Source organism: Bacillus sp. TE9106W, from assembly GCF_054062215.1.
Genome location: NZ_JBSSFA010000008.1, coordinates 175004 through 196937 on the forward strand (window position 1 = coordinate 175004; position 21934 = coordinate 196937).

The 21934-nt window shown below is 38.5% G+C and carries 27 protein-coding genes; 25 read left to right on the plus strand and 2 right to left on the minus strand.

Annotation, left to right across the window (positions count from 1 at the left end):
• Positions 1–66 precede the first annotated feature (66 nt).
• The 15 genes from ACVWY7_RS16535 (at position 67) to ACVWY7_RS16605 (ending at position 13151) form a co-directional block, all read left to right on the plus strand.
• Positions 67–924, plus strand: coding sequence for a class II fructose-bisphosphate aldolase (locus tag ACVWY7_RS16535; protein ID WP_001131845.1), 858 nt, complete (start codon positions 67–69; stop codon positions 922–924).
• A gap of 331 nt (positions 925–1255) precedes the next feature.
• Positions 1256–2545 (plus strand): UDP-N-acetylglucosamine 1-carboxyvinyltransferase, encoded by a 1290-nt coding sequence (gene murA / locus ACVWY7_RS16540; RefSeq protein ID WP_073524470.1) that lies wholly within the window; start codon positions 1256–1258, stop codon positions 2543–2545.
• Positions 2546–2662: 117 nt separating this feature from the next.
• Positions 2663–3628 carry a class II fructose-bisphosphatase gene (gene glpX, locus ACVWY7_RS16545; RefSeq protein WP_000442336.1) on the plus strand — a complete coding sequence of 322 codons (966 nt, stop codon included), beginning with the start codon at positions 2663–2665 and terminating at the stop codon, positions 3626–3628.
• A 271-nt stretch (positions 3629–3899) separates the two neighbouring features.
• Positions 3900–5171, plus strand: a complete 1272-nt coding sequence (gene rho / locus ACVWY7_RS16550) for a transcription termination factor Rho (RefSeq protein ID WP_001053899.1) — start codon at positions 3900–3902, stop codon at positions 5169–5171.
• A 702-nt stretch (positions 5172–5873) separates the two neighbouring features.
• Complete coding sequence (locus ACVWY7_RS16555; protein ID WP_000643433.1) at positions 5874–6119, plus strand: type B 50S ribosomal protein L31; 246 nt, start codon at positions 5874–5876, stop codon at positions 6117–6119.
• Positions 6120–6227: 108 nt separating this feature from the next.
• Positions 6228–6815 carry a thymidine kinase gene (locus ACVWY7_RS16560; RefSeq protein WP_000280862.1) on the plus strand — a complete coding sequence of 196 codons (588 nt, stop codon included), beginning with the start codon at positions 6228–6230 and terminating at the stop codon, positions 6813–6815.
• 143 nt (positions 6816–6958) lie between these two features.
• Complete coding sequence (gene prfA, locus ACVWY7_RS16565) at positions 6959–8026, plus strand: peptide chain release factor 1 (protein ID WP_000887063.1); 1068 nt, start codon at positions 6959–6961, stop codon at positions 8024–8026.
• Positions 8026–8877: a peptide chain release factor N(5)-glutamine methyltransferase gene (gene prmC / locus ACVWY7_RS16570; protein ID WP_001267041.1), complete on the plus strand. Its 852-nt coding sequence runs from the start codon at positions 8026–8028 to the stop codon at positions 8875–8877. The genes prfA and prmC overlap by 1 nt, the downstream gene beginning before the upstream one ends.
• A 112-nt stretch (positions 8878–8989) precedes the next feature.
• Positions 8990–9835 carry a stage II sporulation protein R gene (gene spoIIR / locus ACVWY7_RS16575; protein WP_105989415.1) on the plus strand — a complete coding sequence of 282 codons (846 nt, stop codon included), beginning with the start codon at positions 8990–8992 and terminating at the stop codon, positions 9833–9835.
• Between the two features lie 49 nt (positions 9836–9884).
• Positions 9885–10343: a GNAT family N-acetyltransferase gene (locus tag ACVWY7_RS16580; protein ID WP_000758435.1), complete on the plus strand. Its 459-nt coding sequence runs from the start codon at positions 9885–9887 to the stop codon at positions 10341–10343.
• A 108-nt stretch (positions 10344–10451) separates the two neighbouring features.
• Positions 10452–11492 carry an L-threonylcarbamoyladenylate synthase gene (locus ACVWY7_RS16585; protein WP_000557326.1) on the plus strand — a complete coding sequence of 347 codons (1041 nt, stop codon included), beginning with the start codon at positions 10452–10454 and terminating at the stop codon, positions 11490–11492.
• A 77-nt stretch (positions 11493–11569) separates the two neighbouring features.
• Positions 11570–12118: a manganese efflux pump MntP gene (locus ACVWY7_RS16590; RefSeq protein WP_000142467.1), complete on the plus strand. Its 549-nt coding sequence runs from the start codon at positions 11570–11572 to the stop codon at positions 12116–12118.
• A gap of 19 nt (positions 12119–12137) precedes the next feature.
• Positions 12138–12266 carry a hypothetical protein gene (locus tag ACVWY7_RS16595; RefSeq protein ID WP_001094280.1) on the plus strand — a complete coding sequence of 43 codons (129 nt, stop codon included), beginning with the start codon at positions 12138–12140 and terminating at the stop codon, positions 12264–12266.
• Between the two features lie 83 nt (positions 12267–12349).
• Positions 12350–12625, plus strand: a complete 276-nt coding sequence (locus ACVWY7_RS16600; protein ID WP_000197489.1) for a DUF3935 domain-containing protein — start codon at positions 12350–12352, stop codon at positions 12623–12625.
• A gap of 10 nt (positions 12626–12635) precedes the next feature.
• Positions 12636–13151 (plus strand): hypothetical protein, encoded by a 516-nt coding sequence (locus ACVWY7_RS16605; RefSeq protein WP_000065588.1) that lies wholly within the window; start codon positions 12636–12638, stop codon positions 13149–13151.
• A 634-nt stretch (positions 13152–13785) separates the two neighbouring features.
• Here the strand turns inward: ACVWY7_RS16605 and ACVWY7_RS16610 are convergent.
• Both ACVWY7_RS16610 and ACVWY7_RS16615 read right to left on the minus strand, forming a co-directional pair.
• Positions 13786–14397, minus strand: coding sequence for a flavin reductase family protein (locus ACVWY7_RS16610; protein WP_073524464.1), 612 nt, complete (start codon positions 14395–14397; stop codon positions 13786–13788).
• 155 nt (positions 14398–14552) lie between these two features.
• The gene (locus ACVWY7_RS16615; protein ID WP_000968618.1) at positions 14553–14939 is read right to left on the minus strand and encodes a DoxX family protein; all 387 of its coding nucleotides are present in this window, start codon (positions 14937–14939) and stop codon (positions 14553–14555) included.
• Positions 14940–15326: 387 nt separating this feature from the next.
• Here ACVWY7_RS16615 and ACVWY7_RS16620 point away from each other — a divergent pair, with 387 nt between their 5' ends.
• From ACVWY7_RS16620 to atpB, 10 genes are all read left to right on the plus strand, one after another.
• On the plus strand, positions 15327–15824 hold the full coding sequence (locus tag ACVWY7_RS16620; RefSeq protein ID WP_000473667.1) for a PTS sugar transporter subunit IIA: 498 nt from the start codon (positions 15327–15329) through the stop codon (positions 15822–15824).
• 246 nt (positions 15825–16070) lie between these two features.
• A complete protein-coding gene (locus ACVWY7_RS16625; RefSeq protein ID WP_000832355.1) occupies positions 16071–16511 on the plus strand; it encodes a low molecular weight protein arginine phosphatase in 441 nt (146 codons plus the stop codon).
• 96 nt (positions 16512–16607) lie between these two features.
• On the plus strand, positions 16608–17051 hold the full coding sequence (gene rpiB, locus ACVWY7_RS16630) for a ribose 5-phosphate isomerase B (protein WP_000869544.1): 444 nt from the start codon (positions 16608–16610) through the stop codon (positions 17049–17051).
• 66 nt (positions 17052–17117) lie between these two features.
• On the plus strand, positions 17118–17690 hold the full coding sequence (locus tag ACVWY7_RS16635; RefSeq protein WP_000136358.1) for a TIGR01440 family protein: 573 nt from the start codon (positions 17118–17120) through the stop codon (positions 17688–17690).
• Positions 17691–17906: 216 nt separating this feature from the next.
• On the plus strand, positions 17907–19148 hold the full coding sequence (gene glyA, locus ACVWY7_RS16640) for a serine hydroxymethyltransferase (RefSeq protein ID WP_000349819.1): 1242 nt from the start codon (positions 17907–17909) through the stop codon (positions 19146–19148).
• 271 nt (positions 19149–19419) lie between these two features.
• A complete protein-coding gene (gene upp / locus ACVWY7_RS16645) occupies positions 19420–20049 on the plus strand; it encodes a uracil phosphoribosyltransferase (RefSeq protein ID WP_000517538.1) in 630 nt (209 codons plus the stop codon).
• Positions 20050–20420: 371 nt separating this feature from the next.
• On the plus strand, positions 20421–20534 hold the full coding sequence (locus ACVWY7_RS16650; RefSeq protein ID WP_000232961.1) for a DUF4024 domain-containing protein: 114 nt from the start codon (positions 20421–20423) through the stop codon (positions 20532–20534).
• 26 nt (positions 20535–20560) lie between these two features.
• On the plus strand, positions 20561–20785 hold the full coding sequence (locus ACVWY7_RS16655) for an AtpZ/AtpI family protein (RefSeq protein WP_001171223.1): 225 nt from the start codon (positions 20561–20563) through the stop codon (positions 20783–20785).
• Positions 20785–21177: an ATP synthase subunit I gene (locus ACVWY7_RS16660; protein WP_000567600.1), complete on the plus strand. Its 393-nt coding sequence runs from the start codon at positions 20785–20787 to the stop codon at positions 21175–21177. Before ACVWY7_RS16655 ends, ACVWY7_RS16660 begins: the two co-directional genes overlap by 1 nt.
• A 7-nt stretch (positions 21178–21184) precedes the next feature.
• Positions 21185–21904, plus strand: coding sequence for a F0F1 ATP synthase subunit A (gene atpB / locus ACVWY7_RS16665; RefSeq protein ID WP_000399877.1), 720 nt, complete (start codon positions 21185–21187; stop codon positions 21902–21904).
• Positions 21905–21934: the final 30 nt, after the last annotated feature.

Genomic DNA, 21934 nt, shown 5'->3' on the forward strand with positions numbered 1-21934 from the left:
TTCTGGTCATACTACCAGCGATAAGAACTTATCGGATACAAAAAACGTTTTTTAGGAGGATTCACCATGCCTTTAGTTTCTATGAAAGAAATGCTAAACAAAGCACTAGAAGGAAAATACGCAGTTGGTCAATTCAACATGAACAACTTAGAGTGGACTCAAGCTATCTTAGCTGCTGCGGAAGAAGAAAAATCTCCTGTAATCTTAGGTGTATCTGAGGGTGCAGCTCGTCATATGACTGGTTTCAAAACAGTTGTAGCTATGGTTAAAGCTTTAATCGAAGAAATGAACATCTCTGTTCCTGTAGCGATTCACCTTGACCATGGTTCAAGCTTCGAAAAATGTAAAGAAGCAATCGATGCAGGTTTCACATCTGTAATGATCGACGCTTCTCACCACCCATTCGAAGAAAACGTAGAAACTACTAAAAAAGTAGTAGAATACGCACACGCTCGTAACGTATCTGTTGAAGCTGAGCTTGGAACAGTTGGCGGACAAGAAGACGACGTAATCGCTGAAGGCGTAATTTACGCTGACCCAGCTGAGTGTAAGCACCTTGTTGAAGCAACAGGTATCGATTGCCTAGCTCCAGCTTTAGGTTCTGTACACGGTCCTTACAAAGGTGAGCCTAACTTAGGATTCGCTGAAATGGAACAAGTTCGTGACTTCACTGGCGTACCTTTAGTATTACACGGTGGTACTGGTATCCCAACTGCTGATATCGAAAAAGCTATCTCTTTAGGTACTTCAAAAATCAACGTAAACACTGAGAACCAAATCGAGTTTACAAAAGCTGTTCGTGAAGTATTAAACAAAGACCAAGAAGTTTACGATCCTCGTAAATTTATCGGACCTGGCCGCGACGCTATCAAAGCAACTGTTATTGGTAAAATTCGCGAATTCGGTTCTAACGGTAAAGCGTAAGAATAAAATTCCGTTTTGGAAACCGTCTACTCTTTTAGACGGTTTCCTTTCGTTGTATAATGAAAGCGTGAACAAGTCTAAAGATTTTATCATTTTGTTTTTGAAATAGAAAATAATGTGCAGAGTCCTATTAATAAATGTGATAACGTATCTAAATTGATAAAGTAAATTCGATACATAGTTAATCTTTATCTTTTTGTATGACAGGAGAAATGAAGATAATGGTTTCCTATTTATTGAGTTTTGGGATGGAAGAGTAATTGAGATTCTTAAGGGGGAGCTTTCTATAAAAATATAGAAAGTAAATACATTCACAAGAAGGGAGCTCAATATGGAAAAATTGCTAATTGAAGGCGGAAGAGCTTTAAATGGAACAATTCGCGTGAGTGGTGCAAAGAACAGCGCCGTTGCATTAATTCCAGCGACAATTTTAGCAGATACTCCAGTAACTATTGGTGGTGTCCCTAATATTTCGGACGTGAAAATGTTAGGAGACTTACTAGAGGAAATTGGAGGAAGAGTAACGTATGGACAGGAGGAAGAGATGGTAGTCGATCCTTCTAACATGGTTGCAATGCCTTTACCAAACGGAAAAGTGAAAAGATTGCGTGCTTCTTATTATTTAATGGGTGCGATGCTTGGCCGTTTTAAAAAAGCTGTTATTGGGCTTCCAGGTGGATGTCACTTAGGACCGAGGCCGATTGATCAGCATATTAAAGGGTTTGAAGCGTTAGGTGCACATGTTACGAATGAACAAGGTGCTATCTATTTAAGAGCAGATGAATTGCGCGGGGCACGTATTTATTTAGATGTTGTTAGCGTAGGAGCTACGATTAATATTATGCTAGCAGCTGTACGAGCGAAAGGCAGAACTGTTATTGAAAACGCAGCGAAAGAACCAGAAATTATTGATGTAGCTACACTGTTAACTAGCATGGGAGCACGTATTAAAGGTGCTGGTACAGATGTAATCCGAATTGATGGTGTGGATTCACTGCACGGTTGTCATCATACGATTATTCCAGATCGTATTGAAGCGGGTACGTATATGATTTTAGGTGCTGCGTCAGGAGGAGAAGTAACAGTTGATAATGTTATTCCTCAGCACTTAGAGTCAGTTACGGCGAAGCTCAGAGAAGCTGGTGTCCAGGTAGAAACGAATGATGACCAGATTACAGTGAACGGTGATAGAAGATTAAAAGTAGTTGATATAAAAACGCTTGTATATCCAGGTTTCCCAACAGATTTACAACAGCCGTTTACAACACTTTTAACAAAGGCGCATGGAACGGGTGTTGTAACGGATACGATTTATGGTGCACGTTTTAAACATATTGATGAATTACGTCGTATGAATGCACAAATTAAAGTAGAAGGTCGATCAGCTATCGTAACTGGTCCTGTTTTATTGCAAGGTGCAAAAGTGAAAGCGAGTGATTTGCGAGCTGGAGCAGCACTTGTTATTGCAGGGTTAATGGCGGATGGAATTACAGAGGTAACCGGACTTGAGCATATTGATCGTGGCTATGAAAATATAGTAGACAAGCTTAAAGGACTTGGTGCAAACATTTGGCGAGAACAAATGACAAAGCAAGAAATTGAAGAAATGAAGAACGCATAAGTGATACTTCCGCAAGGGGGAAGCGAAGCATCACTACTTGCGGAAGTACACTTTATAGAAAAAACACGGTTCACAAAATACGGCAGAAATATAAAGACTTAAAGGAGAGGGATTATCGTGGAAAGAAGTTTATCTATGGAGTTAGTACGTGTAACAGAGGCTGCAGCTTTATCATCAGCGCGTTGGATGGGACGCGGGAAAAAGGATGAGGCAGACGGTGCAGCAACATCAGCTATGCGTGATGTATTTGATACAATTCCGATGAAAGGTACAGTTGTAATTGGTGAAGGTGAGATGGATGAAGCACCAATGCTATATATCGGAGAAAAATTAGGTACAGGATATGGTCCACGTGTAGACGTTGCAGTTGATCCTTTAGAAGGGACAAACATTGTAGCAGCTGGTGGGTGGAATGCTCTTGCTGTTATTGCAATTGCAGATCACGGTAATTTGTTACATGCTCCTGACATGTACATGGATAAAATCGCGGTTGGCCCAGAAGCGGTTGGGGCGGTCGATATTGATGCGCCTATTATCGATAACTTACGTGCAGTTGCGAAAGCGAAAAACAAAGATATTGAAGATGTTGTAGCGACAGTTTTAAACCGTCCACGTCATCAAGCAATTATTGAAGAAATTCGTAAAGCTGGTGCTCGTATTAAATTGATTAATGATGGAGACGTAGCAGGTGCAATTAATACTGCATTTGATCGTACAGGTGTAGATATTTTATTCGGATCTGGTGGTGCGCCTGAAGGTGTATTAGCAGCAGTTGCATTAAAATGTTTAGGTGGCGAGATTCACGGGAAATTATTACCACAAAACGAAGCTGAATTGGCGCGTTGCAAAAAGATGGGCATAGAAGACATCAACCGCATCCTTCGCATGGAGGACTTAGTAAAAGGTGACGATGCAATCTTCGCAGCAACAGGCGTAACAGACGGAGAACTGCTACGCGGCGTTCAATTTAAAGGTAGCGTAGGAACAACACAATCTCTTGTTATGCGTGCAAAATCAGGCACAGTACGCTTCGTAGACGGACGTCACAGCTTAAATAAAAAACCGAACTTGGTTATTAAATAAAAAGTGTAAGCGGCTCGTTCAAAATGGGAGAATCGAAACTATCGACCATTCTAGCTGCTGAAGCTGGATTAAATAAAAAGCGAAGACAAATTTTCTTGTCTTCGCTTCTTGTATTTGTGTTTCAACGTATTGATTAAAACTAGATAAAAGGGTTACAATAGTGAATATTACCCTACTTGAACTTATTGCCTTTCATTATTAATTATTTGCCTTCCGTATTTTTTCCCTTTACCCATGTGAAAAGAGAATAACGTTAAAGTGTGGTGTCTGAATGAATTTGTCAATTGCAGCATTAGAAAACATGAAATTAAAAGAGTTATACGAGCTTGCGAAAGAATTTAAGATTTCGTATTATAGCAAATTAACGAAAAAAGAGTTAATCTTTGCCATTTTAAAAGCTCGAGCAGAAAAAGAAGGTTTCTTCTTCATGGAAGGCGTATTAGAAATTATTCAATCAGAAGGATTTGGATTCCTACGTCCTATCAACTACTCTCCAAGCTCAGAAGATATTTATATCTCAGCTTCGCAAATTCGTCGTTTCGATTTACGTAATGGAGATAAAGTTTCTGGTAAAGTACGACCTCCGAAAGAAAATGAACGCTACTTTGGATTATTACAAGTTGAAGCTGTAAATGGAGATGATCCAGAGTCAGCAAAAGAGCGTGTGCATTTCCCTGCATTAACACCATTATACCCAGATCGCCAAATGAAATTGGAAACGGAACCGAAAAAGTTACCGACACGCATCATGGATTTAATTGCACCAGTTGGATTTGGACAACGTGGTTTAATTGTCGCGCCTCCAAAGGCTGGTAAAACAAGTCTATTAAAAGAAATCGCGCACAGTGTTACAACAAATCATCCGGAAGCTGAATTAATTGTACTTTTAATTGATGAGCGTCCAGAGGAAGTAACAGACATTGAACGTTCTGTTAAAGGAGATGTTGTAAGCTCTACTTTTGATGAAGTACCAGAAAATCATATTAAAGTAGCGGAACTTGTGTTAGAACGTGCAATGCGTCTTGTGGAGCACAAAAAAGATGTTATCATTTTAATGGATAGTATTACCCGTTTAGCGCGAGCTTACAACCTTGTTATTCCGCCAAGTGGTAGAACATTATCGGGTGGTATCGACCCAGCTGCCTTCCATAGACCGAAGCGCTTCTTTGGAGCTGCACGTAATATTGAAGAAGGCGGTAGCTTAACTATTTTAGCAACAGCGCTTGTTGATACAGGATCTCGTATGGACGATGTAATTTACGAAGAATTTAAAGGAACTGGAAATATGGAACTTCACTTAGATCGTTCATTAGCTGAGCGTCGTATCTTCCCGGCAATTGATATTCGCCGTTCTGGTACACGTAAAGAGGATCTATTAATTCCGAAAGAACATTTAGACAAGCTTTGGGGTATTCGTAAAACAATGCGTGATACACCAGACTTTGTTGAAAGTTTCTTACGTAAACTTCGTCAAACAAAGACAAATGAAGAATTTTTACAAAACATTGTTGCAGATTCGAAAAGATATGTAACAACTAAGTAAAGGGAAAAGATTGGGACTCGCTTATTTTGTGGTAAGCGAGTTTTTTATGTTTTTTAGGTGATGTTAAAGAGAGAGGAATGGAAGAATCTCCGGTCATTTCACTCTCTCGCTCGAAGCAAAAAGCGCTTCAAGGTCGAGAGTTCTAAATAGCCTGCGATTCTGAGCGAGCCGCTTTTGCTTTTAAATGATATCCAGTTCCGGTGGCTAGCTCTTCGCATCTAAGAACCTTCTGTCCGAAAGGTAAAAAGCACCTTTAGGGCAGAAGAACCTTAGCTGGTCAGAGCTGAGCGAGCCCCCTCCACTTTAAGGTGTTATCCAGCTCCAGCGGCTAGAATGGTCGGTGGCTTCGCGTCTTCCTACGAGGCAAAAAGCGCCTCTACGTCAGAAGCTCCATCCCCCTCCCATTCTGAACGAGCCGCTTGCGCTTTTAAATGATATCCAGTTCCGGTGGCTAGCTCTTCGCATCTAAGAACCTTCCGCCCGAAAGGTAAAAAGCACCTTTAGGGCGAAAGAACCTTAGCTGGTCAGAGCTGAGCGAGCCCCCTCCACTTTAAATTTCAAAAGACAAAAACAGGTAGTTGCAAAATGAAGTTAGCCTTGTTATAATTTCATCATATGTGTTTCATCAATATAGTTGTGTATGCAGCTGAAGATGAAAAACTCTGTTTCGAAAATGATTCAGGGCGGAAGGAGATGAAAAGAATGAAAGCAGGAATTCACCCAGATTACAAGAAAGTTGTATTCATGGACACAAACACAGGCTTCAAATTCTTAAGCGGATCTACTAAAGGATCTAACGAAACTGTTGAGTGGGAAGATGGTAACACTTATCCATTACTAAAAGTTGAGATCAGTTCTGATTCTCACCCATTCTACACTGGACGTCAGAAGTTTGCTACTGCAGACGGACGCGTTGACCGCTTCAATAAGAAATACGGTCTTAAGTAATAAAAACATAAAACAGGCAAGTGTATCTATTCGCTTGTCTGTTTTTTTTGCGAAAATATTATACCTTTACCCTACTTTTAACGAAAAAGTAGATGAAAGGAGAGCTTCATGTACTTAATAAATCAGAACGGTTGGATTGAAGTGATTTGCGGTAGTATGTTTTCTGGTAAATCAGAAGAGCTTATCCGCCGTGTGCGTCGTACGCAATTTGCGAAACAACATGCAATTGTATTTAAACCATGTATTGATAATCGCTATAGTGAAGAAGACGTTGTATCACATAACGGATTAAAGGTAAAAGCAGTTCCTGTTTCAGCTTCAAAAGATATATTTGAACATATCACTGAAGAAATGGATGTAATTGCAATTGATGAAGTGCAATTCTTTGATGGGGACATTGTGGAAGTGGTGCAAGTATTGGCAAATCGTGGCTATCGTGTCATTGTAGCTGGTTTAGACCAAGATTTCCGTGGTCTACCATTTGGACAAGTTCCTCAGCTGATGGCGATTGCTGAACATGTAACAAAACTACAAGCAGTATGTTCTGCATGTGGATCTCCAGCAAGTCGTACACAACGATTAATTGATGGAGAACCAGCGGCATTTGATGATCCGATTATTTTAGTTGGGGCTTCAGAATCGTATGAACCACGCTGTCGTCATTGTCATGCAGTTCCTACAAACAAAGATAAGTAAAACTCGCTGTGCAAGGCGGGTTTTTTTCAGAATAGAGAGTGTGAGTGGTATGAGCCACCACCACTTTTAAATATAATTTGCGTTTTTTTGAGTAAGTACCATATACTATTTGTATTAGATACTAGGATGTAGAGGTGAATGATGTGTTAGATCGTTTGCAAGCTGTAGAAAATCGTTATGAGAAGTTAAATGAATTGCTAAGCGACCCAGCAATTATTAGTGATTCAAATAAGCTTCGTGAATATTCAAAGGAACAGTCTGATATACAGGAAACGGTAGAGGTGTATCGTGAGTATAAGGATGTTCGTGAGCAATTAAAAGATGCGAAAGCAATGTTAGAAGATAAGTTAGACGCAGACATGCGTGAGATGGTAAAAGAAGAGGTTTCTGAGTTAGAATCACAAGAAAAAACATTATCAGAGCGTCTGAAAATTTTACTTGTACCAAAAGACCCTAACGATGATAAGAACGTTATCGTTGAGGTCCGTGGAGCTGCTGGTGGTGACGAGGCCGCTTTATTTGCTGGTGACTTATACCGTATGTATAGCCGTTACGCTGAGGTACAAGGTTGGAAAACGGAGATTATCGAGGCTAGCTATACAGAGTTAGGTGGATATAAAGAGATTATCTTTATGATTAACGGTAAAGGTGCTTTCGCGAAGCTGAAATTTGAGAATGGCGCTCACCGTGTACAACGTGTTCCTGAAACGGAATCTGGTGGACGTATCCATACATCTACAGCAACTGTAGCTGTATTACCAGAGGCAGAAGAAGTAGAAATTGATATTCATGAGAAAGATGTTCGTGTTGATACATTCGCTTCTAGTGGACCTGGTGGACAGAGCGTTAATACAACGATGTCAGCGGTACGTTTAACGCATTTACCGACTGGTGTAGTTGTATCGTGTCAGGATGAGAAATCACAAATTAAGAATAAAGAAAAAGCGATGAAAGTATTACGCGCACGTGTTTATGATAAGTTTAGACAAGAAGCACAAGCTGAGTATGATCAAAACCGTAAACAAGCTGTTGGTACGGGTGATCGTTCAGAGCGTATTCGTACGTATAACTTCCCGCAAAACCGTGTTACAGACCATCGAATCGGTTTAACGATTCAAAAGCTAGATCAAATCTTACAAGGTAAGTTAGATGATTTCATTAATGCCTTAGTGATGGAAGATCAGGCTCAAAGGATGGAGGCAGCTGAGTAATGCGTGTCTATGAAGCCCTGAAATGGGCTTCTTCTTTTTTACAGGAGAATGGACGAGATGAAAATGCGGGAGAAATTGTCCTTTGTCATGTATTAAAGACGAATAGAACAGGATTATTGATGAACATGCGTGAAGAAATAACTGCAGAACAAGAAACAAGTTTTACAGAGTTTATCCACAAGCATGTAGAAGGTATTCCGATTCAATATATGATTGGTCATGAAATGTTTTATGGAAGATCGTTCATTGTGAATGAAGAAGTATTAATACCAAGACCGGAAACAGAAGAGCTTATAGTGGGAGTGTTAGAAAGAATCGAGCGCCATTTTGATGATGAGAAACTACATGTAGCGGATATTGGTACAGGTAGCGGGGCGATTTCGATTACGCTTGCTTTAGAGAATAAAAATCTTCATGTATATACGGTAGATATTGCACAGGAGTCAATTGAAGTTGCAAAAGAAAATGCGAAAACTTTGGGCGCAGAAGTAACATTCTATCATGGTGATTTATTATCACCATTTTATGAAACGGGTCAAAAGTTAGATGTTGTTGTTTCAAATCCTCCATATATACCGGAAGAAGATTGGCGTGGTCTTTCTCCTGTGGTGAAAGAGCATGAGCCAAAGAGAGCGCTTGTTGGTGGTGAAGACGGATTAGATTTTTATCGCCGCTTTATGGAAGAGTTGCCGAATGTGTTGCAGAAGAAAGCAATTGTAGCATTTGAAATTGGAGTAGGACAAGGTGAGGACGTGAAAGGGCTGTTACAACAAGCTTTCCCACATGCTCATGTTGAGGTTGTTTTTGATATTAATGGAAAAGATCGTATGGTATTTGCAGAAATGGAGTAAGGTTTACACCTTACTCTATTTTTTTGTGGAAAAATTCATATAGATTTTGAATTTAATAGTTTAGAAAGATGAAAGTCTGTCCACACTGTTTGTAGAAGGGACGGTGGAGGAAATGAAAAAACAAGTTATTGCTTATCTTCTTCTATTATTAATTGGTGCACAGTTACTTGTGCAGTTTGGATATATGAAAGCTGATGCGAAAGGGCCTTCAGTTATTCCGAAAGAGGCCGTTCGATTACGGATTTTAGCAAATAGTGATTCAGATAAAGACCAGGCGTTAAAGCGCAAAGTGCGTGATGAAGTAAAAGCACAAATTGATGGATGGGTAGCTGATTTAACTTCATTTGAAGAAGCACGCAAAGTCATTCAAAATCATATTCCAGAAATCGAAAAAACAGTGGCAAATACGTTGAAAAAAGAAGGAAGCAAAGATTCATTCCAAGTGAAATTCAGTAAAAATGTAAAGTTTCCTACAAAGGTATATGGGAATTTTATTTATCCCGCAGGGGAATATGAAGCTGTTTTAATTACAATTGGGGAAGGTGAAGGGGCAAACTGGTGGTGTGTACTATTTCCACCGATGTGTTTCTTAGATTTTTCAAGTGGTACAGCTGTAAGGAAAGAAGAACATGTTGTGAAGGCTGAATCTCCAGAAGAGGAGCAAGTAAAACAAATAGATGATGAAGAGGTAGTAGATACAGAAGAGAAAAAGGAGGATGAGGTGAAAGAAAAGAAAGTTGTAAAGCAGGAAGTTGTAAAAAAAGTAACAGATTCTGAAAAGAAAGTAGAAGAACAACCTGCAAGTAAAGAGGAAACAAAAACTGTGGAAAAAGTGGAGAAACCTGTGGAGCAAAAACAAGAAAAACAAAATGAGTATGTAAAAGTAGAAGAGGAAGAAGAAGAGCCAGAAGTTAAGTTATTTATTGTAGAAGCTTTTACATCTTTATTCTCTAAATAGTACTATTAGTAAATCCCTTCTCATATATAAAAAAGAGGAGGGATTTACTATGAAGAAGGTATATTTTGCGACGAAAGCAGATGTGGAAAGATTGCATTCTTTTTTCGGACAAGCTAATAAAAAAGATGATAAAATAAATGAGTTGTACGCGCAATTTATGATTTTGGAAGAGGCGGAAGAAATAAGGGCAGTCATTGGATATGAACAAAGTGAAGAAAACGCACTTATTCGTTCTTGTTTATTCACACCTAATGTGGATAAACAGACTTTCTTATATTTTTTTGAAATGTTTTTGCAGTATATGAAAGAAAAAAATATTCGACAATTGTACTTACTAACAAATCATCCACAATCTATAACAATCTTTCAGTTTTTTGACTTTGTCACTATAGAGAAAGAAAACGTACCAGAGGGAATTCGACAGTTAGAACACTTTTGTAAAAATATAAAAGAGCCAAATGCAATAATACTAAATTGTCAGCTATTCACAAAGTTATCCACGGATTAATTAGGTTTATCCACATTTTGTGGATAAACCTTGTTTGTCTTTTGGATAAATCTCATAGTAAACTAAAAATAGACAAGTATTTCAGGGTAGAAAAGGACGTGGGAAAAAATGCATACAAATATGTGGATTGTGGATAATGTTGTGGAAAGAAAAAAATATTATCCACAGTTACAAGAAGCAGCAAAATTATTAAGGGAAAATGAGGCGATTGCCTTCCCGACAGAAACGGTATATGGACTAGGTGCAAACGCGATGAATGATGAAGCGATTGCGAAAATTTTTGAAGCGAAAGGAAGACCGAGTGATAATCCACTTATTGTCCACATCGGGACAAAATCGCAGTTAGATGGGATTGTGAAGGAAATTCCCCCAGTTGCAGAGAAGTTAATGGAGCATTTTTGGCCAGGTCCGTTAACAATTATTTTGCCTAGAAAAGAAGGAATTTCAGAGAAGGTGACGGCAGGACTTCATACAGTTGGAGTGAGGATGCCTGATCATCCAGTAGCGCTTGCTCTTATTGAAGAGGCAAATGTACCTGTTGCAGCACCGAGTGCGAATCGTTCTGGTCGTCCAAGTCCGACGTTAGCTTCTCATGTATATGAAGATTTAAATGAGAAGATCGCAGGTATTGTAGATGGTGGTGCAACAGGAGTAGGTGTTGAATCAACTGTAATTGATTGTACGAGCGCTGTTCCAACGATTTTACGCCCAGGTGGGATTACGAAAGAACAATTGGAAGCGGTGATCGGTACGGTTTCGTTAGATCCAGCTTTAAAGGATGAGAAAGAAAAACCGAAATCACCTGGAATGAAATATACACATTATGCACCGAAAGCGCCGCTCAGTATCGTTGAAGGATCACGTGAGTTTATTCAGCGCCTTGTGGATGAGAAGAAGGAAGAAGGATTCAAAGTAGGTGTATTAACGACAGAAGAGTATCACCATATATATAATGCGGATGTTGTATTATCATGTGGTGTTCGAAGTGATTTAGCTAGCGTTGCGACTAAATTATATGATGTACTTAGAACGTTTGATGCAAGTGAAGTGGATGTTATTTTTAGTGAATCGTTCCCGAATGAAGGGATAGGAAACGCGATTATGAATCGCTTAACAAAAGCGGCAGGACATCAAATTATTACTGAATGATAAGGTACGATTAGCAAACAGAATATTTCTCCTCGGATAAGCATATTGTGAAGTAGCACGTCCGAGGAGGGACATGAATGACGTTTGAGCAGCTAATACCTTTAATAATTATGGCATTCGCCTTAGGGATGGATGCATTTTCGGTGAGTCTTGGTATGGGAATGATGGCCTTAAAGATAAGACAAATCCTGTATATCGGTGTGACGATAGGGATATTTCATATTATCATGCCATTTATTGGGATGGTATTAGGTCGTTTTTTATCAGAGCAGTATGGAGACATTGCACATTTTGCAGGTGCTATTTTATTAATAGGACTAGGATTTTATATTGTGTATTCCTCTATTTTAGAGAATGAAGAGACTAGAACAGCCCCTATTGGAATTAGTTTATTCGTATTTGCATTTGGTGTTAGTATAGATAGTTTTTCAGTAGGGCTTAGTCTTGGTATTTACGGGGCACAGACAATTATTACGATATTACTCTTTGGATTTGTTAGTATGTTATTAGCGTGGATTGGTTTACTCATTGGTAGGCATGCGAAAGGTATGCTCGGTACATATGGTGAGATAGTAGGTGGTATCATTTTGGTTGGATTTGGATTATATCTCCTTTTTCCTATATAATTTTAAGGGGGAGGGCGTTATGAACACGTTATTGGAATGGTATATTCGATTTGTAACTTTTTTTCCGAGATGGTTACGACTGCTTATTATTTGGGGTGTTATTTTACAAATTTCAATTTTAGGTTGGATTAAATTAATTCGTGAATGATAAGATAGTTCCTTTCTGTGCATAGTTTTGTTTGTACTATACTGATTGCGCTAAAAATTACACATATAGAAAGGATGAGATGGATGACGAGATTGAAGCAAGTTTTTGGTGTTATTATTAGTTTTTTTGTTTTTTGGTTTAGTATGCTCGGTGTACAAATGTTTGCTGAGTTTTTAGATATTGAGTCATTGAAGTTTGTTGCGGGAAAAACGGAGGCGGCGCGTGCCTTTTATTCTCCATACCCGTTTTTAATTGTTTTTCTCATTACATTGCTTTCCCTATATTTCTTAGTCATTAAGCTTGGGAAACCAAAAAAAGAGAAAGTGCCTAATTTGGAGGAGCAGAAGGAAGAGATATAAGGGGGATACTATGTCTAACATTTCTTTAGCAGAAGCTGTAAAATTGAAAAGTGTTTTATCGAAAAGAATACATGAATTAGAAGAAGAGATGAATCAAATTGGATTTGTTGAAATTGAAAAAGGTGATACACTTCCAAAACAGACGCGTACATTGGTACAGGTTGAACAGGAACTAGATGATGTTCGCGCTGATTTTCGTCTTTTAGATAAATTAATGTATGAAGCAAATATCCGAAATGAAGTTAATTTCAACGGAGAGAATATAACGATTGTTGAAGCGATAGAACTTGCAACGCAACTACGCGCAAAAGCTCGAAAGTGTAAAGAGTTTGGAGTGAGTAAGAAAGAAGAACATGTATATTCTTACGGTGAAACATCATCGCTTTTAAAAGTAGCAATGTTTGATCCTGAAGTATATCGCGTAAAAGGTTTAGAGTTAGAGAGACAAGCTAATAGATTGTCCAACTTAATTAATGCGAAAAACTACGCGATCGAATTAGACTTTGATGGTGAAAAATACTTTTAAACCTTGAAGTGGTGAGACTCCGCTTCAAGGCATAGAAGAAGGCCACTTTTGTAAAAATGAGATTTTGTGATGGCCAAGGGACAACCAATCATCCAATAACCAATCACACTGTTACTTTTTACCGATGACCAATAATGGTAAAAGCGGTCGATGACCAATACTGAAAAATTATTTTTCTTCTTCTATGAAAAGGGTGTACCAAATTAATTTGGTACACCCTTTTATATTATTGTTACTTCTATTCTGAGCGAGCTGTTTTCGCTTTTAGGTGTTATCCAGCTCCAGCGGCCAGCTCTTCGCATCTAAGAACCTCCCGCACTAAAGGTAAAAAGCACCTTTTGTGCGAGAGAACCTTAGCTGGTCAGAGCTAAACGGGCCCCTTCCGCTTTTAGATGTTATCCAGCTTCAGCGGCTAGAATGGTCGGTGGCTTCGCGTCTTCCTGCGAGGCAAAAAGCGCCTCTACGTCAGAAGCTCCATCCTCCTCCCATTCTGAACGAGCCGCCTCCACCTTTAGATATTATCCAGCTCCAGCGGCTAGAATCTCCGGTCATTTCGCCCTCTCGCTCGAAGCAAAAAGCGCTTCAAGGTCGAGGGCTCCAATGTCCTGCGATTCTGAACGAGCCGCTTCCGCTTTTAGATTGGCCTCACTAATTCAAATTGTTCTCCTAGTTTTGCGTAGTTGTGTCCTGCTAGGCGGCTTACTGGTTTTAGTCCTTCTGCATGAATGCGGCCATTTTCGTATAGGTGTTCTGCGACGTGGAAACGAACGACGCGTCCAATTAGTAGATCGCAAGCTGGTGAGTCTTCTGTTCCGCCAAGGGGGATTGCGCGTTCTAGTACGCATTCCATTCGAATGTTTGCTTCTTTTACACCTGGAACGGAGATGACATCACTTTCAATTGGTGTTAATTTTGCTAGTTCAATTTCACTTTCGTTTGGCGGGAGATTTGCTGCTGTTTCGTTAATTGCCGCTACATATGATTCATCAGAGATATGTACGACAAATTCCCCTTTTTCAATTGCGTTTCGAGAAGTGTCTTTTCTTTCTCCAGCTTTTCGTTGTACAGAAACTGAGATAAGTGGTGGATTAGCAGTGACAATATTGAAATAACTATATGGTGCTCCATTTAATATGCCGTCTTTTGTTACAGAAGTAACGAATGCGACAGGGCGTGGAATAATACTTCCTGTAAGTAATTTGTAATTCTCTTTTTCTGTTTGTTCATTTGGATTAATGGATAACATGCTTGAAATCCCCTTTCTAAATATGACGACTTATTGTTTGTTTACAAGATGTTAGTGGAAAACTCCTGCTGAAAATAATATTTTTATTACATAAAAAGAACTTCAATAATAATGAAGTAAGTTCCATCTAAACAATCTTGGATTCAAGATAAAAATTATAGTAAAACGTATGCACCAGGCCCGATTAAAGCTACACCAATCGCAACAGCGATTAACATTAAGTTGTATTCATATCCGTTTTGGGTTACCCAGTAACCATTTTTTCCATGAACAGTGAAGATTGCCATTAACATTGTTCCAACGATAAATAATGAACCAATTGCAGTGAAAATACCTGATGCGAATAAGAAACCACCTAATAATTCAGTTGCACCAGCCATAAATGCCATGAATACACCAGGGCGTAAACCGATTGATTCCATCCAGCCGCCTGTTCCTTTTAAACCATAACCGCCGAACCAACCAAATAATTTTTGAGCACCATGACCCATGAATGTAATACCTATAATAAGACGAATAATAAGAAGACCGAAATCCATCATTTTTGAAAACCTCCTAAAAGTTATTAACTTACCTTACGTAAGTAATAATAAAATAGTTACTTACTTTAGTCAAGTGGATTTCGAAAAAAGTTTGAAATTAATTTTACAAATTAGCGACAAAAAATAAAATGTAGTAAAGATCTCTAGACAAGTTGAGTAAAAAAAGAGAAAATATAAGTAGAAGTTAACTTCTTATTGTTATTCAGACAATCAGAATTGACTGGAATTTTGTGAGACGCTACAATAAGAGTCTAGTAGCAATGACGTAATTTATTTCGAAAGCGTTTTTACAGTATAATATTCGAAGTATGAAGTCTTACGTTTATTCTGATCTTTAATAGAGATTGCCCTATAAACTTTTAGGTAAATTATAAGGAGGACTATCCTATGTTTAAAAAATTATTCGGTCTTGGTTCAAAAACAAATGAAGAAACAATTGTAGCTCCATTAACTGGAGCAGTGAAAAATATTGAAGAAGTACCAGATCCAGTATTCGCTGGTCGTATGATGGGTGACGGTGTTGCAATCGATCCTACTGAAGGCGTAGTTGTATCTCCAGTTGATGGTGAAATCGTACAATTATTCCACACGAAACATGCGGTTGGAATTAAAGCGAAAAACGGTACAGAAATTTTAATCCACGTTGGATTAGAAACTGTAAAAATGGAAGGTGAAGGTTTCGAAGCTCACGTTTCTGAAGGACAAGCTGTAAAAGCTGGAGATAAATTAATCTCATTCGATTTAGAATTAATTCGTGAAAAAGCGAAAAGCACAATTACTCCAATCGTTATTACAAACACAGATGCAGCTGAGTCTATTAAGACAACTGTAGGTGTAACTGCTACAAAAGGTTCAACAGAAGTAATGAAAGTTACAATGAAATAATTATTACATGAAGGGAGTCCGTTTCGTATGAAATGGATTCCTTATTTTGTTTTGTAGTCTGTTCTTTATGTATGGTAAAATACTTTGGGCACTTGGAAATAGGGTTTCACATATATGTGGATAAGGCGCATTTTTCTTAGAAAAAATATAAGAGAAATGCGCCTTTCGTATATTCACATTTCTTTTGTTCTATTGTAATGTACGCTATGATAAAAGGTAGGAAATAGAGAAAAGGGGTGGGTTTAGATGAAACGAGTATTATTTGTTTGCACTGGAAATACATGCCGTAGCCCGATGGCCGAGGCGTTACTTCGTCATCATGGGGAAGGTAAGTTTGAAGTGCAATCCGCTGGTGTTTTTGCCTATCCTGGAAGTGATGCATCGGTACATGCAAAGGAAGCTTTAGCTGAAAAGGGAATTGCAATCGATCATACCGCACAGCAGATAAACGAAACTTTGATTGATTGGGCAGATATTATAGTAACAATGACGGAAAACCATAGACAAATTGTACTTGGGCATTATCCGGGTGTTGAAAAGAAAGTAGATACGTTATATGGAGTAACTGAGGGGATAAGTAAGGATATTTCAGACCCATTTGGCGGATCGCTTTCTATTTATAAAGAAACGTTAGAAGAGATGGAAAAACTTGTACAAACTTTACTGAAAAAACATTCAGAAGGTTGATGTTTCGTGTATAATACGATATTGGAGATCACTTCGTTCCATTACAGGAGCGAGTGAGAAATGAAGATAATGGATTGAAACTTTGGAGGGGTAAAAATGAAAGTAGTAATAGCATCTGATCACGGCGGTATGAATATCCGTAAAGAACTTGTAAGTTTATTAGAAGAGTTAAATATTGAATATATTGATTTAGGTTGTGAATGTGAAGCTGGTTCTGTTGATTACCCTGATTTTGCGTTTCCAGCAGCGGAAATGGTAGCAAATGGCGAAGTAGATCGTGGTATTTTAGTTTGTGGGACAGGCATCGGTATGTCAATTGCTGCAAACAAAGTAAATGGTATTCGTTGTGCGTTAGTTCATGATACTTTTAGTGCGAGAGCAACAAGAGAGCATAATGATACAAACATGTTAGCAATGGGCGAGCGTGTAATTGGTGCTGGTCTAGCACGTGACATCGCAAAAATTTGGTTAACAACTGAATTTGAAGGTGGCCGTCACGAAAACCGCGTAGGAAAAATTAAAACATACGAAGCAAAGTAATAGATTCTAACTAGAAGCAGTAGGAAATATAATTTGGTGAACCAACCTGTGAAAGGAAGAGGCGTAATGACAGAAATCGTAAAGGTAAGAGAACAGCTACAAATTTCGCTTTCTGATTTCCAAGAACAAGCTTCATTACAAAGTGGTCAAATTTTTGTAGTGGGGTGTAGTACGAGCGAAGTGCTAGGAGAAAGAATTGGGACATCAGGAACGATGGAAGTAGCAGAGGCGATTTTTTCTGAGTTAAAACAATTTCAAGATCAAACAGGTATTGAGTTGGCGTTTCAATGTTGTGAGCATTTAAATCGTGCTTTAGTAGTTGAGAGAGAGTTAGCGATGAAATATCAATTTGAAATTGTAACAGTTACGCCTGTTAGATCAGCAGGTGGTGCATTAGCAACATATGCTTATCACAATTTGAAAGATCCGGTAGTAATTGAGTTTATTAAAGCAGATGCGGGAATGGATATTGGTGATACATTTATCGGTATGCATTTAAAGCATGTAGCTGTTCCGGTTCGTACTGGTGTGAAGGAAATTGGAAGTGCACATGTAACGATGGCAACAACACGTGGAAAACTAATTGGTGGAGCACGTGCTGTTTATGCGGCGAAGGAAGAGACTATCATTTGCCGTTAAAGTTACGAATAAGGTATGTTGTCTGACTTTATCATAGAAGAAAGAAAAGACCGATTTTCGGTCTTTTTTTTCTTTTATGATATAGAAAGTCATGTTAGAATGTAGTTGAAAACATGAAGGTTCGAAAGAATTACAACCTGAATTTTCGTTTTTTCTGAATAAATAAGAAAAAACTGTTGGGAATCGATGTAATTCGTTCAGAAAAGGGGGATTTTGGTGGATCATTTAAAACGTCAAGATGAAAAGGTATTTGCTGCAATTGAGGCAGAACTAGGAAGACAGCGTTCGAAGATTGAGTTAATTGCTTCGGAAAACTTCGTAAGTGAAGCGGTAATGGAGGCGCAAGGTTCTGTTTTAACGAATAAGTATGCTGAAGGATATCCTGGGAAACGTTACTATGGTGGTTGTGAACACGTAGACGTAGTAGAAGATATCGCACGTGATCGCGTAAAAGAAATTTTCGGCGCAGAGCACGTAAATGTTCAACCGCATTCTGGTGCACAAGCGAACATGGCAGTATACTTCACGATTTTAGAGCAAGGCGATACAGTACTTGGTATGAATTTATCTCATGGTGGTCACTTAACACACGGAAGCCCTGTTAACTTCAGTGGAGTACAATATAATTTCGTAGAATATGGCGTGGATGCTGAATCTCACCGTATTAATTACGATGATGTATTAGCAAAAGCGAAAGAACATAAACCAAAATTAATCGTTGCAGGTGCAAGTGCATACCCTCGTGTTATCGATTTCAAACGATTCCGTGAGATTGCAGATGAAGTGGGCGCATACTTAATGGTTGATATGGCACATATCGCTGGTTTAGTAGCTGCTGGTTTACATCCAAACCCAGTACCACATGCACATTTCGTTACAACGACAACACATAAAACGTTACGTGGCCCACGTGGTGGTATGATTTTATGTGAAGAACAATTTGCAAAACAAATTGATAAATCCATCTTCCCTGGTATTCAAGGTGGTCCACTTATGCACGTAATCGCTGCAAAAGCTGTTGCGTTTGGTGAGGCACTTCAAGATGATTTCAAAACATATGCACAAAATATCATTAACAATGCGAACCGCTTAGCTGAAGGCCTTCAAAGAGAAGGACTTACACTTGTTTCTGGTGGAACAGACAATCACTTAATCTTAATTGATGTTCGTAACTTAGAAATCACAGGTAAAGTAGCAGAGCACGTATTAGACGAAGTTGGTATTACTGTGAACAAAAATACAATTCCATTTGAAACAGCAAGCCCATTTGTAACAAGTGGTGTACGTATCGGTACAGCAGCTGTAACATCTCGCGGTTTCGGTTTAGAAGACATGGATGAAATTGCTTCACTTATTGCTTACACATTAAAAAATCATGAAAATGAAGCTGCATTAGAAGAAGCACGTAAGCGTGTAGAAGCGTTAACGAGCAAATTCCCAATGTACACAGATCTATAATAAATTGAAGTAGACTGCTGAAACGTAATTGTTTTGGCAGTCTTTTTTGTGGACATATATTGCTCTTTAAGTATGTATACAAATGATGAATAAATTTTGGCGATATAATGAAGGATACAGCTCCCATAATTGGTAAAGATACTAGATAGATTCATCGGAAATCATGATTTTGCCAAATTTGCCCTTGAATATTAGTAGCGTTTTCTTTACAATCGTAAATAGTGTAAAAAAGCGTGCAAACGCATGAATATCATCTAAAGGAGAGATTCACATGGGAAAACTGTATGTATTTGATCACCCGTTAATTCAACATAAGATTACATATATTCGCGACAAGAATACAGGTACGAAAGATTTTCGTGAATTAGTGGACGAAGTAGCAAGCTTAATGGCTTTTGAAATTACTCGCGATCTTCCACTTAAAGACATTGAAATTGAGACGCCTGTAAGCAAAGCGACAACAAAAGTGATCGCTGGTAAAAAACTTGGTTTAATTCCGATTTTACGTGCAGGTTTAGGAATGGTTGATGGAATTCTGAAATTAATTCCAGCAGCAAAAGTAGGACACGTTGGTTTATACCGCGATCCTAAAACATTGCAACCGGTAGAATACTATGTGAAACTTCCAACGGATGTAGAAGAGCGTGACTTTATCGTACTAGATCCGATGCTAGCAACAGGTGGTTCTGCAGCTGAAGCAATTAACTCTCTGAAAAAGCGCGGTGCAAAACACATTAAATTAATGTGTATCGTTGCAGCTCCAGAAGGAGTAAAAGTAGTACAAGAAGAACATCCTGATGTTGATATTTATGTAGCAGCATTAGATGAGAAATTAAATGACCACGGATATGTAGTACCAGGTCTTGGTGATGCTGGTGACCGTTTATTCGGAACGAAGTAAGACAACTGACGAGAGGGGATTCCCCTCTCGTTTTTTTGTACCTTGATGAGGTAGGGGAGGGGGATAAATATACATAGTATATACAACATAAGTTGCATACACATCACATATAATATAGAAGTCTTACGTCTAAAGAGCACTATATTATGGAAGGAAAGCGTTATATCGTAAAAATATAATGGTGACAAACTTGTGAACATTTCCTTCTATTATAAAAGGAAAACTGTTAGAAATTGCATATCTCTAACCAGTATTTAGAAGGGGAACGTTTTCATTTTTGGGAGGAAATGACTAATACTCAAATTTTTTGATTTTTTACGATTTCTCGTTGACACTGTTAATACCCTATTGTATGCTAACAACGGGGATAGATGGTAGGGCTTTCAGTGACAAAAATACATCTATTCCGTGACGAAAATGTAAACTTTTTATTTTGTATAGGATTTATGCAAAAAAATGAGTTATTATTAACACATCGTGAATGAGGGTTACATATTGGAGGGATGAATCCTTGCAAAAAAACGATCGCAGCCATATAAAAGCTTATGCTTTAATGTCAGGTATTCTTGCTCAGTTAGTCGGTTCTATTCTTGTTGGGATCTTTGGTGGGCAGTGGATTGATAATAAGGTTGGAACGTTTCCATTGTTTCTTATTATAGGGTTATTACTCGGATTAGGAACAGGGGTATACGCAATGATTCGACTCATTCGACATTACTATTCGGGAGAGCAATGATGATAGACGTACATGGACTTGTCCAAAGACAAAAGAAATATATGTACTACTTGCTTGCGCTTCTAGTGCTAGGATGGGGATTCACCTCTTACAAGGATGTATTTCTTGGACTGATTATCGGGACGATTTTCAGTTTTCTTAGTTTGCGCATCATTGCACGTAGAACAGACAAGCTGCTGGATCGCGTGACAAATGGAGAAAACGTAAAGTTTAAGGCGACAGCGGTAAGTACATATTCAAGATTCGCCACGATTGGGTTATTAATTTTATTTGCAGCCAAATATCAAGAGTTAATTGCGATGTGGGGCTTAGGTGTAGGATTGCTGACAGGATACCTTGTCATGATCATAGATTTTCTTTATTTAGAGTATAAGAGCAGGGAAGAGAGGTGAATTACTAGTGGAACACGGTAAATTAGTTGAATTTCTAGGTTTAACGTTCGATTTGTCGTCAGTTATGATGGTTACTGTAGCAGCAGTTATTGTTTTCTTAATCGCTGTTATCGGAACTCGCAGCTTAGCTCTTCGCCCAACAGGAATGCAAAACTTCATGGAATGGGTGTTTGACTTCGTGAAAGGGATTATCAATAGTACGATGGACTGGAAAACAGGTGGACGTTTCTTAACGCTTGGCGTTACGCTTATCATGTTTATCATCGTATCGAACTTCCTTGGTTTACCATTCATGTATTCAACAGTTGAGGCTGGCGAACATATTGCATGGTGGAGATCACCAACGTCTGATCCAGCAGTTACATTAACATTAGCCGTGATGGTAGTTACCCTCACCCATTATTATGGAATTAAGATGAAGGGTACGAAAGAATACGTAAAAGGTTATTTCCAACCTATGAAATTCTTATTCCCATTAAAGGTTATTGAGGAGTTTGCTAACACATTAACGTTAGGTCTTCGTTTATTCGGTAACATTTATGCAGGTGAGATCTTATTAGGATTACTTGCTAAGTTAGGTGGAGCAACATTCCTTGGAGCATTAGGTGCACTTGTACCGATGTTAGCATGGATGGGATTCAGTGTATTCGTTGGATCAATCCAAGCATTTATTTTCGTTATGTTAACGATGGTTTATATGGCTCATAAAGTAAGCCATGACCATTAATATAATTTAAGTAAGAAAAAATTTATTTTT

Bases quoted from the DNA above. Each gene is read 5' to 3' on its own strand.
- ACVWY7_RS16535 (WP_001131845.1), top strand. From the start codon at position 67: ATGCCTTTAGTTTCTATGAAAGAAATGCTAAACAAAGCACTAGAAGGA.
- murA (WP_073524470.1), top strand. From the start codon at position 1,256: ATGGAAAAATTGCTAATTGAAGGCGGAAGAGCTTTAAATGGAACAATT.
- rho (WP_001053899.1), top strand. From the start codon at position 3,900: ATGAATTTGTCAATTGCAGCATTAGAAAACATGAAATTAAAAGAGTTA.
- ACVWY7_RS16555 (WP_000643433.1), top strand. From the start codon at position 5,874: ATGAAAGCAGGAATTCACCCAGATTACAAGAAAGTTGTATTCATGGAC.
- ACVWY7_RS16560 (WP_000280862.1), top strand. From the start codon at position 6,228: ATGTACTTAATAAATCAGAACGGTTGGATTGAAGTGATTTGCGGTAGT.
- prmC (WP_001267041.1), top strand. From the start codon at position 8,026: ATGCGTGTCTATGAAGCCCTGAAATGGGCTTCTTCTTTTTTACAGGAG.
- spoIIR (WP_105989415.1), top strand. From the start codon at position 8,990: ATGAAAAAACAAGTTATTGCTTATCTTCTTCTATTATTAATTGGTGCA.
- ACVWY7_RS16580 (WP_000758435.1), top strand. From the start codon at position 9,885: ATGAAGAAGGTATATTTTGCGACGAAAGCAGATGTGGAAAGATTGCAT.
- ACVWY7_RS16585 (WP_000557326.1), top strand. From the start codon at position 10,452: ATGCATACAAATATGTGGATTGTGGATAATGTTGTGGAAAGAAAAAAA.
- ACVWY7_RS16590 (WP_000142467.1), top strand. From the start codon at position 11,570: ATGACGTTTGAGCAGCTAATACCTTTAATAATTATGGCATTCGCCTTA.
- ACVWY7_RS16595 (WP_001094280.1), top strand. From the start codon at position 12,138: ATGAACACGTTATTGGAATGGTATATTCGATTTGTAACTTTTTTTCCG.
- ACVWY7_RS16600 (WP_000197489.1), top strand. From the start codon at position 12,350: ATGACGAGATTGAAGCAAGTTTTTGGTGTTATTATTAGTTTTTTTGTT.
- ACVWY7_RS16605 (WP_000065588.1), top strand. From the start codon at position 12,636: ATGTCTAACATTTCTTTAGCAGAAGCTGTAAAATTGAAAAGTGTTTTA.
- ACVWY7_RS16610 (WP_073524464.1), bottom strand. From the start codon at position 14,397: ATGTTATCCATTAATCCAAATGAACAAACAGAAAAAGAGAATTACAAA.
- ACVWY7_RS16615 (WP_000968618.1), bottom strand. From the start codon at position 14,939: ATGATGGATTTCGGTCTTCTTATTATTCGTCTTATTATAGGTATTACA.
- ACVWY7_RS16620 (WP_000473667.1), top strand. From the start codon at position 15,327: ATGTTTAAAAAATTATTCGGTCTTGGTTCAAAAACAAATGAAGAAACA.
- ACVWY7_RS16625 (WP_000832355.1), top strand. From the start codon at position 16,071: ATGAAACGAGTATTATTTGTTTGCACTGGAAATACATGCCGTAGCCCG.
- rpiB (WP_000869544.1), top strand. From the start codon at position 16,608: ATGAAAGTAGTAATAGCATCTGATCACGGCGGTATGAATATCCGTAAA.
- ACVWY7_RS16635 (WP_000136358.1), top strand. From the start codon at position 17,118: ATGACAGAAATCGTAAAGGTAAGAGAACAGCTACAAATTTCGCTTTCT.
- upp (WP_000517538.1), top strand. From the start codon at position 19,420: ATGGGAAAACTGTATGTATTTGATCACCCGTTAATTCAACATAAGATT.
- ACVWY7_RS16650 (WP_000232961.1), top strand. From the start codon at position 20,421: ATGGTAGGGCTTTCAGTGACAAAAATACATCTATTCCGTGACGAAAAT.
- ACVWY7_RS16660 (WP_000567600.1), top strand. From the start codon at position 20,785: ATGATAGACGTACATGGACTTGTCCAAAGACAAAAGAAATATATGTAC.